The organism is uncultured Zhongshania sp. (genome assembly GCF_963975605.1).
Taxonomy (GTDB): Bacteria; Pseudomonadota; Gammaproteobacteria; order Pseudomonadales; family Spongiibacteraceae; genus Spongiibacter; species Spongiibacter aquimaris.
Genome location: NZ_CAXBHN010000009.1, coordinates 72,758 through 87,206 on the forward strand (window position 1 = coordinate 72,758; position 14,449 = coordinate 87,206).

Genomic DNA, 14,449 nt, shown 5'->3' on the forward strand with positions numbered 1-14,449 from the left:
GTCTTCCAATGACCGTAATTCGTCAAGATGACCTTATTCAAAGTGTGGCCGACGCGCTGCAATACATCTCTTACTATCATCCCGTCGACTTCATCCGTGCAATGGATGAAGCCTATCAGCGCGAGCAGAATCCCGCTGCCAAAGATGCGATGGCGCAAATTTTAATTAACTCCCGTATGTGTGCTGAAGGTAAACGTCCCATTTGCCAAGATACCGGCATCGTTACTGTGTTCTTAACTGTCGGTATGGATGTGCAGTGGCAGGGCGATATGGGTGTTAGCGACATGGTGAATGAAGGCGTTCGCCGCGCCTACAATCTGCCTGATAACGTGCTGCGTGCCTCCATTTTGGCCGACCCAGACGGTGCTCGCGCCAACACCAAAGACAATACGCCAGCTGTTATCCACTATGAGATTGTTCCTGGCAATACGGTTGATGTTCACGTCGCTGCTAAGGGTGGCGGTTCTGAGGCAAAATCCAAGTTCGCCATGTTGAACCCGTCTGACTCGGTGGTGGATTGGGTCTTAAAAATGGTGCCCACCATGGGTGCCGGCTGGTGTCCGCCGGGTATGCTTGGTATTGGTATCGGCGGCACGGCAGAAAAGGCGATGATTATCGCTAAAGAAGCGTTGCTCGATCCTATCGATATCCATGATTTGCAAAAGCGTGGTGCGAGTAATCGCGCTGAAGAGCTGCGCCTTGAGCTGTTTGAAAAAGTAAACAAGCTCGGTATTGGTGCGCAGGGTTTAGGCGGTTTAACCACGGTCTTAGATGTAAAAGTAAAAGACTTCCCAACCCATGCAGCGAACAAAGCTGTTGCGATGATTCCGAATTGCGCAGCGACGCGTCACGCCCACTTTACTCTTGATGGCAGTGGCCCAGCGGCACTGACACCGCCGTCTTTGGATGAATGGCCAGAAGTGACCCGCGAAGCCGGTGGCGATGTAAAGCGTGTCAACCTAGACACCGTTACTCAAGAAGAAATGGCAACGTGGAAGCCCGGCGACACGGTATTGTTGAGCGGTAAAATGCTTACCGGTCGCGATGCCGCCCACAAGAAAATGGTCGATATGTTGGCCAAAGGCGAAAAATTACCGGTCGATTTGAAAGGCCGCTTTATTTATTACGTTGGCCCAGTAGACCCGGTGCGCGACGAAGTGGTTGGTCCCGCTGGTCCAACTACCGCAACCCGAATGGATAAATTTACCCGTACTATGTTGGCTGAAACCGGCTTAATGGGCATGATTGGTAAATCTGAGCGCGGTGATGTTGCTATCGAGGCGATTAAAGAGTTTGGTGCAACCTACCTAATGGCGGTCGGCGGTGCGGCTTATTTAGTGGCGCAGGCCATTAAGAAGTCTGAAGTGGTTGGTTTTCCAGAGTTAGGCATGGAAGCTATCTACGAGTTCACTATTGAAGATATGCCGGTCACAGTGGCAGTAGATGTTCGCGGCGAATCGGTACACAAAATTGGTCCTCAGATTTGGAAGGCTAAAATCGAAGAGCAGGCGATTGAGGTAGTCTGACGTCGAGCGTCTGGCGTCTGACGAAGAACGGGAGATGTCTGGTTGCACGTCTGACGCCAGACATCTGACGCCCGACAGTAAGCGTTTTTCGCGTATAGGGGTAAACTTTGGCCAATCAAACCTTCTACTGGCACGATTACGAAACCTGGGGGGCTAACCCCGCCCGCGATCGACCGGTGCAGTTTGCCGGTGTGCGAACCGATGCTGATTTAAATATAATCGGCGAGCCATTGATGGTTTACAGCCGTCCCAGTCCCGATTATCTCCCTCATCCCGAAGCGTGTTTGATTACCGGGATCACGCCCCAGCAAGCCTTGCAAGAGGGTGTACCTGAGTCAGAGTTTATTGCTACCGTGCACGCGGAGTTATCGCAGCCAGGCACCTGCGGCGTCGGTTACAACAGTATTCGATTCGACGATGAGGTGACTCGTTATACCTTGTATCGCAATTTTTATGACCCCTATGCGCGGGAGTGGCAGAACGGTAATTCGCGCTGGGATCTTATTGATGTCGCTCGCCTGTGCCGCGCTTTAAGGCCAGAAGGCATAGAGTGGCCGCTGCGTGAAGACGGTACCCCCAGTTTTAAACTAGAAGAATTGAGTGCGGCTAACGGTCTCAGTCACGAGTCTGCTCACGACGCCTTGTCCGATGTCTACGCGACTATCGATCTGGCCAAATTGCTGAAGCAACGTCAGCCAAAACTATTTGATTACGCGTTGAGCTTGCGCGACAAGCGGACAGTCGCCGCCATGTTAGATGTGGTGACGCAAGTGCCGGTGTTGCACGTCTCGGGCCGTCTGCCAGCGGCCAAGTTTTGTTCTGCACTGATGATGCCGCTCGCATTGCATCCCGATAATAAAAACAGTGTTATTGTCTATGATCTTAGCGTCGATCCCACGCCTTTAATTGACTTGTCGGCCGAGGAAATTGCAGCGCGGGTATTCAGCGCAGCTGCAGATTTACCGGAGGGCACCGAGCGAATTCCCTTAAAGGAAATTCATATAAATCGTGCGCCTATCATCGCCACCGCAAAACTCGTTGACGAGGCGGTGAGCCAGCGACTACAGATTGATATGACTCAATGTCGACGTCATTGGGCGCAGCTCCATAAGGCCAGCGGTGTAGCTGAGAAATTGCAGATTATATTCGGCGCGCGGGAGTTTGCGCAGAGCAATGATCCAGACGTCATGCTTTATGGCGGCGGATTTTTTAGCGGCGACGATAAAAAAATGATGGATGAGGTTCGCCGCGCCACGCCGGATATTCTCGCTATGCAAAACTATCACTTTAGCGACGCGCGCTTGCCGGAACTACTGTGGCGCTATCGTGCGCGTAATTTCCCCATGAGCTTGTCGGATTCAGAGCGCGAGCATTGGCGCAGTTTCTGCCGTCGCTGTCTGCGTGAGCCAGAGCAGGGGCAGCTGGGTTTGGCTGCTTTTCGTCAGCGTTTAGCAGAGCTTGCACAAGAGCGGACATCTAGTACTGACGCAATGATATTGAGTGAATTAAACGACTACGCCGATGCCTTAGAGCAAGAAGGTTTGTGAGTTCGGCTTGGTGGGTATATATGGTGCGCAGCCGCAGCGGCAAGCTGTATACCGGAATCACCACAGACCCTGAGCGTCGATTTAGAGAACACTGCGGCGAAGGTGGTCGCGGTGCGCGGTTTTTCCGAACAGACCCCGCCGATGCCATCGTCTATCGCGAGCCCGCTGAAAATCGCTCCACCGCGTCGCAGCGCGAAGCGGCAATCAAAAAAATGCGCAGAAGTGAAAAAGAGTCTCTCATCATTGAATCCAAGGGATAATTTACCTGAATAGCAAAAGCCCGCAAACGCCGCTTTCCCGCGTTGCATATAAAAGCGATAATGCGCGGCTAAGCAGGGGAGAGTTATGACGGATACCGGTTCAGAGCGCGAAAAAAGCACGAACGTCGGCGTACTCAAAGCGATGATGGCATTTTTGCAGCCCTATCGCTGGCAGATGGTCGGCGCCAGTATTGCCTTGATTTGCACTGCGGGCATTACCTTGTCCATCGGCCAAGGCTTGCGTATGTTGGTTGATCAGGGTTTCTCCAGCAACGCCTCGGAAGCAGCTTTGAATCAGGCCTTGCTCCTGTTTATGGTCATGATTTTGCTACTTGCTGCCGGCACCTTTGTGCGATTTTATTTGGTGTCGTGGATTGGCGAGCGGGTGAGTGCAGATTTGCGCAAAGCAGTTTTTGCCCACGTTATTCATCTTCATCCCGGCTATTTTGAAACCAATCTCAGCGGCGAAATTCAGTCTCGGATCACCACCGACACCACTTTGCTGCAAACCGTAATTGGGTCATCGGTATCGATTGCGCTGCGTAATTTCTTAATGTTCGTCGGCGGTCTTATTTTATTGTTTATCACCAACCCCAAATTAACGGGTCTAGTGATGCTAAGCGTGCCACTGGTGGTGGTGCCGATTATTGTTTTTGGGCGTCGCGTTCGCACGCTGTCGCGTACCAGTCAAGATCGTATTGCCGGCGTCGGTAGTTTTGTTGGCGAAGCAGTTAAAAATATAAAAATGGTTCAAGCCTTTAACCATCAGAAGCTGGATAAGCAAGCATTTGACGGCCATGTGGAATCTGCCTTCACTGTGGCAATTGGGCGAATAAATCAGCGTGCATGGCTTTCGACCACCGTGATTACCTTGGTTTTGGGTGCGGTAACTGCGATGTTGTGGGTCGGCGGTTTAGATGTGCTAGCGGGCAAAATCAGTGGTGGTGAGTTAGCGGCGTTTATTTTTTACGCGGTAATGGTCGCGGCATCGGTAGGCGCTATTTCAGAAGTCTATGGCGATTTGCAGCGCGCGGCGGGTGCCACTGAGCGCCTACTTGAATTACTGGCAGCTGAAAATTTGGTGCCGACACCCGAAAAACCGCAATCGTTGCCGACAGCTCCTCAGGGGTATTTGCAGTTTGAAAATGTGGGTTTTAGTTATCCGTCCCGACCTGAACAGCGCGCCATAGATAATTTAAATTTGAATATTTCCCCTGGCAGTAGCGTGGCTTTAGTTGGCAGTTCAGGCGCTGGTAAATCGACCTTAGTGGATTTGATTCTACGCTTTTATGATGTTCAGCAAGGCGCTATTCGCTTTGACGGTATCGATATTCGTGAATTGAGCCTTGACGATCTTCGCAGCCAAATTGCCATGGTTCCCCAGCAACCGGTGTTATTTACCGGCACCGTGGCTGACAATATTCGCTACGGCAAACCGGACGCCAGTGCGGAAGAAATTGAGGCGGCGGCGCGTTCGGCCTACGCCCACGAGTTTATTGAGCGTCTATCCGAGGGCTACGACAGTTTTGTGGGCGAGGGTGGTATTCGCCTGTCCGGTGGTCAGCGTCAACGTATCGCCATTGCGCGAGCGATATTGGCTGACCCGACTTTATTATTGCTGGATGAGGCGACCAGTGCGCTGGACGCCGAAAGCGAATACCAAGTTCAACGGGCGCTAGAGCTATTGATGAAGGGGCGCACTACCATCGTGATTGCCCACCGTTTAGCCACGGTGGTGAATGTTGATATTATTGCGGTGCTGGATCATGGCAAGTTGGTTGCGACTGGCAGTCACACCGAACTTTTACAGAGCTCGCCGCTCTATGCACGTTGGGCGAGTTTGCAATTTGATGAAGGCGTTAATGCACCCGACGTGGTAGCGACGGTTTAATTTTTTGGAGAGGTAGAAGTGAAATTCTCTGGCAGTCATATTCTCTCTATCAGTCAGTTTGATCGCAATGATATTGAGCGGGTGTTCGAGGTTGCCGATCGCATGGTGCCCTACGCTCATCGCGAACGCGTTACCAAGGTGCTCGACGGTGCCATTTTAGGCAATATGTTTTTTGAGCCCTCTACCCGAACTCGTGTGAGTTTTGGTTGTGCATTTAATCTTTTGGGTGGCGAGGTGCGTGAGACCACTGGTTTTGAAACCTCGGCCATTGCCAAAGGCGAATCGCTCTACGATACCGCACGGGTGTTAAGCGGTTATAGCGATGTGATTGTGATGCGACATCCCGTGTCGGGCTCGGTTGCTGAGTTTGCGGCGGCGAGTCGAGTGCCGGTGATGAATGGTGGGGATGGTGCGAATGAGCATCCGAGCCAAGCCTTATTAGATTTATATACTATTCGTAAAGAACTGCAGCATCAGGGACGTAGCGATCTCGACGGACTGCGTATCGCCATGATTGGCGATTTAAAATACGGCCGCACGGTGCACTCCCTGTGTAAATTACTATGCTTATACAAAAACGTAACTGTGGTACTTATTTCTCCGGATGAATTGAAAATGCCGGAAGCGATTGTTGAGCAGTTGCGGCAAGCTGGTCACACGGTGCAAGAATCTGACGTGATGGAAGGCAGTATTTCAAAGGTGGATATCGCCTATTCAACACGGATACAGGAAGAGCGCTTTGCCAGCCCCGCTGAGGCGGATTTATACCGCGGCCGCTACCGGTTAAATCAATCGATATACACCCGCTACTGTGAGCCCAATACCGTCATCATGCATCCTTTGCCGCGGGATTCTCGCACCGAGGCCAATGAGCTGGATAATGACCTGAACGACAACCCGAATTTGGCAATATTTAGGCAGGCTGACAATGGTGTCTTGGTGCGCATGGCCTTGTTTGCGCTCACCCTCGACGTTGCCGATCAGGTCGATAAAGCCGCTCGGGACGTGAATTGGTATACCGAAAGACGTTTTTAATATTCGTTTTTGACTCGGCGACAGCGGATTTTTTGAATGGCAGATTTTGAACGTAAGGATGTAGAAATTGATGAAGACCGCGCTGCATGGCGCGGTTTTTTTCAGGTGCGGGCATTGCGTTTACGTCATCGTTTGTTTGGTGGTGGCTGGGGAAACTGGCTGAGCCGCGAGTTGTTTATGCGCGGCCCGGCAGTGGGGCTGCTGCCTTACGATCCGGTCAATGACTGTATTTTAAAGGTGGAGCAATTTCGGGTTGGGGCATTACATCGCGCCAAAAGTCCGTGGTTGCTGGAGCTGGTCGCCGGTATTATTGATACCGATGAAAGCCCCGCCGAGGTAGCGCGCCGCGAAGCCAAGGAAGAAGCGGGTATAGACATTGGCGAAATGGAGGCGATAGCTGAGTACTACTCCTCGCCAGGTGGCAGTGACGAATACTTTTATTTGTTTTGTGGTCGTGCAGACCTAAGTGCGGCGGGTGGCTATTTTGGACTTGCCTATGAGGGGGAAGATATTCACGCCCAAGTTATTCCCTTTGCGGATGCGATGACCATGCTCGATACCGGCAAAATAAATAATGCTCACAGTATCATCGCCATGCAGTGGCTGCGTCAGCATCGAGATACATTGCGTCAGCGGTGGGGAGCATGAGTGAGCCGGCGACAGTAAAGCCAGCCAAGCAACGCGGCTTGCTGCAATCGAGTTTGCTGGTCAGCGTGATGACCCTGATGTCGCGAGTCTTGGGGCTTGTTCGCGATGTCGTCATCGCAATTTTCCTCGGCGCCAGCAGTAATGCGGACTGTTTTTTTGTCGCCTTTAAAATTCCCAATTTCCTACGGCGTTTGTTTGCCGAAGGCGCGTTCTCGCAAGCCTTTGTGCCCGTGCTTTCTGAATATAATGAAAAAGGCAGCAAAGAGTCGGTTAAGCTGCTTATCGACCGCACCGCCGGTGCGCTGGGCGGTGTGCTGCTATTGGTAACCTCTGTCGCAGTTATAGCCTCGCCCTTGGTCGCGACAATATTTGCTCCCGGCTTTCGGGATGATCCAGCCAAGTTTGCGCTGACCTCTGACATGATTCGGATTACTTTTCCGTATCTGTTTTTGATCTCGATGACCGGTTTTGCTGGCGGCATATTAAACACCTTTGGCCGCTACGCCGTGCCGGCCTTTACCCCAGTGCTATTGAATGTGTGTTTGATTGTCTCCGCGCTTTATATGTCCTCGTACTTTGCCGAGCCGGCGATGGCCTTGGCGTGGGGGGTGTTGATGGCCGGTGCGGTGCAGTTGGTATTTCAACTGCCTTTTTTACAGCAGATTCAAATGCTGCCGCGGCCGCGCTGGGACTGGCACAACGAAGGCGTGCAAAAGATCGTCACCCTAATGATCCCAGCTTTGTTTGGGGTGTCGGTCAGCCAGATTAATTTGCTGCTAGACACAATTTTGGCCTCATTTTTACCCACGGGCAGTATCTCTTGGCTTTATTACTCTGATCGCTTGGTAGAGTTGCCACTGGGCGTCTTCGCCATCGCCATTGCCACCGTGGTATTGCCCAACCTGTCCCGCCAGCGCGCTGGCGGCAATGACGTCGCGTATTCCGCGACCTTAGATTGGGGGTTGCGCAGTGTATTGCTCATGGCCGTTCCTGCAGCGGTGGCGTTGATGCTATTAGCTGAGCCAATTTTAATTACCCTGTTTCAGTACGGCGAGCTGCAAATGCGCGACGTGGAAATGTCGAGCTTGAGTTTGCGTGCCTACACCCTCGGCCTCATTCCCTTTATGTTAATCAAGATACTGGCGCCGGGGTTTTATGCGCGTCAGGACACCAAGACGCCGGTGCGCATAGGTATTATCGCGATGGTGTCAAATATGGTGATGAATATCGCTTTTGTTGTTCCGCTGCATCACTACTGGCAGATCGGTCACGCGGGCTTGGCGCTGGCGACGGCGGGCTCGGCTTGGCTTAATGCGGGGCTGTTGTATCGGGGCTTGCGTCGCAATGCGGGCTTTGCGCCGCTGGCTGGCTGGGGGCGTTACTATCTGCAGTTGCTCTGCGGCGTGGCGGCGATGAGCGCATGCTTGTACTTTGGCTTGCAGTGGTTTAATGACTGGGAGGTTTGGAGTGTGTGGCAGCGCTCTTTACATTTGTTGGCGCTTTGTCTAGCCGGCGGTGGTGCCTACATTCTTGTTATGTTGTTAGGTGGTTTACGGCTGCGAGACATCAAGGGAACTGCTGCACACTAGTGATCGCTAGCCTGTTTTTACTGTCATGATCTGTTTCCGGCCGGCGGGAGTGGCAAGACTAGCGAACACTAGCGTTTTAGTCAGGCCTACTCCTGGGCTATAATCCCTCGCTTTGTTGGGTAACAAGACGGCTGCCATGGAGTTAATCCGCGGATTTCAACATTTTCGACCTCGTCATCGTGGCTGCGTCGCCACGATTGGGGCATTTGACGGTGTGCATTTAGGACACCAGGCCGTGTTGCGCCAGTTAATTGCCAAGGGTCGTGAAATGGGCCTGCCGTCTACGGTTGTCTTGTTTGAACCGCTGCCGCGTGAGTTTTTTTCCCCCGACGAAGCGCCTGCGCGCTTAATGAGCTTCAAAGAGAAATTTATTGCGCTGCGCGACTTGGGCATAGATCGCGTTGTGCGAATTAGCTTCACGCCAGATTTTCGCGACATGACCGCCAATGTGTTTATCCATAAGTTGTTCGTTGTCGGGCTGGGTGTGAAGTACATCGTGGTTGGCGACGATTTGCGTTTTGGCCGCAATCGCAGTGGCGATTTTGACCTACTGCGTAAGGCCGGCAAGATCGACGGCTTTGAGGTTGTCGATACCTCAACGCTTGAAGTGACCGGCGAGCGCGTTAGCAGCACGCGAATCCGCGAGGTATTGGGTAGCGCTGATTTTGATTTGGCGGAGCGCTTGCTGGGCCGCCCCTACAGTATTTCTGGGCGGGTTATTGTCGGTCAGCAGTTGGGGCGAACTATTGGTACCCCCACGGCAAATATGGAATTGCATCGTTTGCGTTCGCCCTTGTCGGGCGTATTTGCGGTGGAAGTGCATGGCGCAGACAGTGTCGTGCGGCCCGGAGTTGCCAATGTTGGGGTGCGACCAACAGTGGGTGATTTGTCCAAGGCTATTTTAGAAGTGCATATTCTCGACTTTAAACAGAGTATTTACGGTCGCAATATCACGGTTGTGTTCCGCAAAAAGCTGCGGGAAGAACACAAATTCAATGGGCTTGATGCGCTTAAAGCGCAAATAGCACGAGATGTTGAGCAAGCGAAAAATTATTTCGATATTTAGTTTAGCTAAGCTGCGGCTTTAATTAACAGTACTGATTACTTTGGAATATACAGAACACCAATATGAGTGAATATAAGCACACCCTGAATTTACCCGAGACGAGCTTCGCGATGAAGGCGAATTTGTCGCAACGCGAACCCGGCATGCTAAAGCGCTGGCAGGACGAGGGTGTGTATCAGCAAATTCGCGATGCGCGCGAAGGCCGCGAGAAATTTATTCTCCATGATGGTCCTCCGTATGCGAATGGCGATATTCACATCGGTCACGCGGTAAACAAAATCCTCAAGGACATGATTGTTAAATCAAAAACCCTCAGTGGTTTTGATGCGCCCTATGTGCCGGGGTGGGACTGTCACGGTCTGCCAATTGAGTTAAACGTTGAAAAGAAAGTCGGCAAGGCCGGCCACAAAGTCGACGCGGCGACCTTCCGCGAGAAGTGCCGTGAATACGCTTATAAGCAGGTGGATGGTCAGCGCGAAGACTTCAAGCGCTTGGGCGTATTTGGCGATTGGGATAAACCCTATCTCACCATGGACTTCCATTTCGAGGCGAATATCATCCGCGCCTTGGGCAAAATTGTTGAAAATGGCCATATGCATAAGGGGTTTAAGCCCGTGCATTGGTGTATGGATTGCGGCTCAGCGCTAGCCGAAGCGGAAGTTGAATACAAAGATAAAACCTCGCCCGCTATCGACGTGGCGTTTGCGGTAGTAGATCGCGACGCGGCGATCGTAAAAACCGGTTTGCCCGCTGATATCGACGGCGAGCTGAATCTAGCGATTTGGACCACCACGCCGTGGACGCTGCCAGCTAATATGGCGGTGTGCTTGCACCCAGAGCTTGATTACGTTTGGGTGAGTTTCACCGGTGAGAGCGGCGCCAAGATGGTGTTGCTACTAGCAGAAGCGCTACACGAATCTACTCTGGCGCGCTACGAAGTAGAGTCATTTGAGCTTGTCGGTCGCTGCAAAGGTGCGGCGCTAGAAAACCTGCTGTTACAACATCCGTTTTACAGCCGTCAGGTTCCCGTTATTTTAGGCGATCACGTGACTACCGATGCCGGTACCGGCGCTGTTCACACGGCGCCAGCGCACGGTCAAGACGACTTTGTGGTAGGCAAGCAATACGGTTTAGAGGTTTATAATCCGGTCGCGGCCAACGGTACGTTTTTAGAGGGCACCGAGTTATTTGAGGGGCAGCACGTTTTCAAGGCCAACGATAACGTCATTGCCACCCTGACTGAGCGCGGCCGCTTGTTGCACTGCAAGCATTTTGAACACAGCTATCCGCATTGCTGGCGTCATAAAAGCCCAATTATTTTCCGCGCCACACCGCAGTGGTTTGTGAGCATGAAGCAAAATGGCCTGCTTGATATGGCGATGGCGGCCGTCGATACGGTGAATTGGACGCCGGGCTGGGGACGCGCACGCATTGAATCTATGATGCAAGAGCGGCCAGACTGGTGTATTTCTCGTCAGCGTACTTGGGGTGCGCCGATTGCCTTATTTGCCCACAACGAAACCGCGGAATTACATCCCCGCACGGCTGAATTGATTGAGCAAATTGCCAAGCTTGTCGAGGCAGGCGGTATTCAAGCCTGGTTCGATTTAGACGCGGCGGAATTACTGGGTGACGACGCTGAACAATACAGTAAAGTAAACGACACCTTAGATGTGTGGTTTGATTCCGGTGTAACCCACTACGCGGTGCTGTCACAGCTTGAGAGCCTTCAGTTTCCCGCCGATTTATACCTTGAAGGGTCTGACCAGCATCGCGGCTGGTTCCAGTCGTCATTGCTGACTTCAATCGCAACGCGTGGCGTGGCCCCGTATAAGGGGGTGTTGACCCACGGCTTCACCGTCGATGCGCAGGGGCGCAAAATGTCTAAGTCTGTTGGCAATGTGGTGGCGCCGCAGAAAATCATGAATACCTTGGGCGCTGATATCCTGCGCCTATGGGTGGCGGCCACCGATTACCGCAATGAAATGACGGTATCGGATGAGATCTTCAAGCGCACCGCGGATTCCTATCGTCGCATTCGTAATACCGCGCGTTTCCTGCTGGCGAATATGGCGGGTTTTGAGCCGACGGAACATGCGGTTGAGCCTTCGGAGATGCTGGCTTTAGACCGTTGGATTATGCATCGTGCCGCGGTGTTACAAGACGAAATTGTGGCGGCCTACGATGCCTATCAATTCCATTTGGTGTATCAAAAGCTGCATAACTTCTGTGTCTTGGAGTTGGGTGGTTTTTATCTGGATATTATCAAGGATCGTCAATACACCACCAAGGCGAATAGTTTACCGCGCCGCTCTGCGCAGACCGCGCTCTACCATATTGCAGAAGCACTCACGCGGTGGATTTCGCCCATCTTGAGCTTTACGGCAGACGAATTGTGGGAGCATTTACCAGGCCAGCGGTCAGGTACCGTGTTTGCCGCAGAATGGTATTTGGGGCTGGATAAAATGCCTGCCGATAACAAGATGGGCGATGGCTTCTGGGACACGGTTCAAGATGTTAAGTCGGCGGTGAACAAGGTGCTTGAAGGCGCTAAAAAAGAGGGCTTTGTCGGCGGCAGTTTAGCAGCTGAGGTGACCTTGTTCTGTGATGAGTCATTAATGAACACTTTAAATGCCCTCGGTGATGAGCTGCGCTTTGTGTTGATTACTTCGGCGGCACGCCTGGCACCTTTGTCTGCTGTTAATGAAGCAATTGAAACGGATGTAGAGGGTTTGCAGGTGCGCGTCGCGGCTAGTGATGGCAGTAAGTGCGCGCGCTGCTGGCATCACCGAGAGGATGTGGGGCAGTCGCTTGCGCACCCAGAGTTGTGTTTCCGTTGCATCGACAACGTTGATGGCGATGGGGAAGTGCGTCTGTATGCATGATGCCGGAGTGGATAGCGAAACTGCGGCACAGCGCCGAAGCCGCGTGTTTTGGTTGCTGATAGCCGTCGCGGTAATTGTGCTGGATCAGATTAGTAAATATTTTGCTGACAGCAATTTGGACTATGCCAGCCCAATAGAAATTCTGCCGGTGTTGGACATTACGCTGCACTATAACCGCGGTGCTGCGTTTAGTTTTTTGAGTGATGCGGGTGGTTGGCAGCGCTGGTTTTTTTCGGTGATCGCCTTGGCAGTAAGTGCGTATATTTGTGTATGGTTGATGCGCTTGCAACGTCAACAATGGTTGCTGTCACTGGCCTTGGCGTTGGTGTTAGGAGGCGCGGTAGGTAACTTGTGGGACCGTATGTATTACGGCCATGTTATTGATTTTATTTCAGTACACTGGGGCACAAGCTATTTTCCAACCTTTAATATTGCCGACGCGGGCATCAGTGTGGGCGCCTGTCTTCTATTACTCGATATGGTTCTGAACCCCGAGCCGAAAAAATCAGCCTAAAAGCTGACTGGAAATAAATACATCATGACGAATATTTGCATAGCACCGGGCACTGAAATTTGCCTGCATTTCTCTTTAAGTATAATTGACGGCGATGAAGTGGATTCTAACTTCGGCGGCAAGCCGGCAAGCTTTGTATTTGGCGATGGTAATTTGTTGCCGAGCGTCGAAGCTAAACTGCTGGGATTAAAGGCCGGTGCAAAAGAGAACTTTACTCTGGCGCCGGAAGACGGTTTTGGCCAGCGCAATCCCGCGAATATTCAGCGTTTCCCGCGCAGCCAGTTTGGCGCCGACATGGTATTAGAAGAAGGCTTGGTGATTTCCTTCGCCGATGCAGCCCGTGCCGAATTGCCAGGTGTCGTAAGCGAAGTAGATGATGACTTTGTCATGGTGGATTTTAACCATCCACTGGCAGGGAGAATGCTAAATTTTCGAGTTGAAATTTTAAGCGTCAGCGCGCAGGCTGATACAAACTAATAGAGATTTTAGCGAAGCAGCAATCTGGGTGTGATGAAGTAATGAGTGACGCTGGCGACAAAATGCAAATTAAAATGGCGAACCCCCGTGGTTTTTGCGCTGGTGTTGATCGCGCGATTGAAATTGTTAATCGCGCCCTGGATGTATTTGGCGCCCCAATCTATGTTCGTCATGAAGTCGTTCACAATAAATTTGTGGTCGAAAATTTGCGTCAGCGCGGCGCGAGATTTGTCGACGAGTTAGACGAAGTGCCAGACGACAAAATCGTTATATTTAGTGCCCACGGTGTGTCGCAAGCCGTGCGTACTGAGGCTGATCGTCGTGGCTTGAAAGTATTTGATGCCACCTGCCCGCTGGTGACCAAAGTCCATATGGAAGTGGTCAATTTTAGTGGCGCGGGTCGCGAGTGCGTTTTGATTGGGCACAAGGGCCACCCCGAAGTAGAAGGTACGATGGGGCAGTACGACGCCTCCCAAGGTGGCGAAATATATCTAGTTGAAGATGTCGAGCAGGCACTGGCCCTCGAGGTGAAAGATCCCAGCCACCTATCTTATGTGACTCAAACCACCTTATCGATGGACGATACCGCTGCGGTGATTAAAGCGCTGCGGGGAAAGTTTCCAAATATAGAAGGTCCGCGCAAAGATGATATCTGCTATGCCACCCAAAACCGGCAAGACGCAGTTAAGACCTTGGCGCAGCAGGTAGATCTTGTGTTGGTGGTAGGTTCACCGAATAGCTCAAATTCAAATCGCTTGCGTGAATTAGCAGAACGCATTGGCTGCCGGGCCTATTTAATTGACAGCGAAGAAGATATTCGACCCGAATGGCTTGAAGGTAAACCCAAAATTGGTATTACCGCAGGTGCCTCCGCACCGGAAGTACTAGTGAGCGCGGTGATTGACCGACTTTGTGAGCTGGGGGCTTCCATACCCGTGGAGCTAGACGGTCGGCCAGAAAATATCACCTTCTCGCTACCTAAAGAGCTGCGCTTAGTCGACGTTTCTTAGG

The 14,449-nt window shown here is 52.0% G+C and carries 12 protein-coding genes; all 12 read left to right on the forward strand.

What is annotated here, in order from left to right; translation table 11 throughout:
* The first annotated feature begins 8 nt into the window (after window positions 1-8).
* Window positions 9-1,526 carry a fumarate hydratase gene (locus AAC007_RS09850; protein ID WP_219044301.1) on the forward strand — a complete coding sequence of 506 codons (1,518 nt, stop codon included), beginning with the start codon at window positions 9-11 and terminating at the stop codon, window positions 1,524-1,526.
* Between the two features lie 107 nt (window positions 1,527-1,633).
* Window positions 1,634-3,073: an exodeoxyribonuclease I gene (gene sbcB / locus AAC007_RS09855; protein ID WP_339676364.1), complete on the forward strand. Its 1,440-nt coding sequence runs from the start codon at window positions 1,634-1,636 to the stop codon at window positions 3,071-3,073.
* Window positions 3,070-3,333, forward strand: a complete 264-nt coding sequence (locus AAC007_RS09860) for a GIY-YIG nuclease family protein (RefSeq protein ID WP_295876380.1) — start codon at window positions 3,070-3,072, stop codon at window positions 3,331-3,333. Before sbcB ends, AAC007_RS09860 begins: the two co-directional genes overlap by 4 nt.
* 85 nt (window positions 3,334-3,418) lie before the next feature.
* Window positions 3,419-5,224: an ABC transporter transmembrane domain-containing protein gene (locus tag AAC007_RS09865; RefSeq protein ID WP_296435940.1), complete on the forward strand. Its 1,806-nt coding sequence runs from the start codon at window positions 3,419-3,421 to the stop codon at window positions 5,222-5,224.
* Window positions 5,225-5,242: 18 nt separating this feature from the next.
* A complete protein-coding gene (locus tag AAC007_RS09870; protein WP_296435939.1) occupies window positions 5,243-6,259 on the forward strand; it encodes an aspartate carbamoyltransferase in 1,017 nt (338 codons plus the stop codon).
* Window positions 6,260-6,295: 36 nt separating this feature from the next.
* Window positions 6,296-6,907 (forward strand): NUDIX domain-containing protein, encoded by a 612-nt coding sequence (locus tag AAC007_RS09875; RefSeq protein WP_339676369.1) that lies wholly within the window; start codon window positions 6,296-6,298, stop codon window positions 6,905-6,907.
* The gene (murJ, locus tag AAC007_RS09880) at window positions 6,904-8,496 is read left to right on the forward strand and encodes a murein biosynthesis integral membrane protein MurJ (protein WP_339676371.1); all 1,593 of its coding nucleotides are present in this window, start codon (window positions 6,904-6,906) and stop codon (window positions 8,494-8,496) included. Before AAC007_RS09875 ends, murJ begins: the two co-directional genes overlap by 4 nt.
* A gap of 136 nt (window positions 8,497-8,632) precedes the next feature.
* Window positions 8,633-9,562 carry a bifunctional riboflavin kinase/FAD synthetase gene (ribF, locus tag AAC007_RS09885; RefSeq protein WP_295876365.1) on the forward strand — a complete coding sequence of 310 codons (930 nt, stop codon included), beginning with the start codon at window positions 8,633-8,635 and terminating at the stop codon, window positions 9,560-9,562.
* Window positions 9,563-9,624: 62 nt separating this feature from the next.
* Window positions 9,625-12,447 (forward strand): isoleucine--tRNA ligase, encoded by a 2,823-nt coding sequence (gene ileS, locus AAC007_RS09890; protein ID WP_339676373.1) that lies wholly within the window; start codon window positions 9,625-9,627, stop codon window positions 12,445-12,447.
* Window positions 12,440-12,961 carry a signal peptidase II gene (gene lspA / locus AAC007_RS09895; protein WP_339676374.1) on the forward strand — a complete coding sequence of 174 codons (522 nt, stop codon included), beginning with the start codon at window positions 12,440-12,442 and terminating at the stop codon, window positions 12,959-12,961. The genes ileS and lspA overlap by 8 nt, the downstream gene beginning before the upstream one ends.
* Window positions 12,962-12,985: 24 nt before the next feature.
* On the forward strand, window positions 12,986-13,438 hold the full coding sequence (gene fkpB / locus AAC007_RS09900) for an FKBP-type peptidyl-prolyl cis-trans isomerase (protein ID WP_339676375.1): 453 nt from the start codon (window positions 12,986-12,988) through the stop codon (window positions 13,436-13,438).
* 62 nt (window positions 13,439-13,500) lie between these two features.
* Window positions 13,501-14,448, forward strand: coding sequence for a 4-hydroxy-3-methylbut-2-enyl diphosphate reductase (ispH, locus tag AAC007_RS09905; protein ID WP_295876849.1), 948 nt, complete (start codon window positions 13,501-13,503; stop codon window positions 14,446-14,448).
* Window position 14,449 lies beyond the last annotated feature (1 nt).

What these genes read in the sequence shown, in the direction of transcription:
- AAC007_RS09850 (WP_219044301.1), top strand. Translation starts at nt 9, where the DNA reads ATGACCGTAATTCGTCAAGATGACCTTATTCAAAGTGTGGCCGACGCG.
- AAC007_RS09865 (WP_296435940.1), top strand. Translation starts at nt 3,419, where the DNA reads ATGACGGATACCGGTTCAGAGCGCGAAAAAAGCACGAACGTCGGCGTA.
- AAC007_RS09875 (WP_339676369.1), top strand. Translation starts at nt 6,296, where the DNA reads ATGGCAGATTTTGAACGTAAGGATGTAGAAATTGATGAAGACCGCGCT.
- murJ (WP_339676371.1), top strand. Translation starts at nt 6,904, where the DNA reads ATGAGTGAGCCGGCGACAGTAAAGCCAGCCAAGCAACGCGGCTTGCTG.
- ribF (WP_295876365.1), top strand. Translation starts at nt 8,633, where the DNA reads ATGGAGTTAATCCGCGGATTTCAACATTTTCGACCTCGTCATCGTGGC.
- ileS (WP_339676373.1), top strand. Translation starts at nt 9,625, where the DNA reads ATGAGTGAATATAAGCACACCCTGAATTTACCCGAGACGAGCTTCGCG.
- lspA (WP_339676374.1), top strand. Translation starts at nt 12,440, where the DNA reads ATGCATGATGCCGGAGTGGATAGCGAAACTGCGGCACAGCGCCGAAGC.
- fkpB (WP_339676375.1), top strand. Translation starts at nt 12,986, where the DNA reads ATGACGAATATTTGCATAGCACCGGGCACTGAAATTTGCCTGCATTTC.
- ispH (WP_295876849.1), top strand. Translation starts at nt 13,501, where the DNA reads ATGCAAATTAAAATGGCGAACCCCCGTGGTTTTTGCGCTGGTGTTGAT.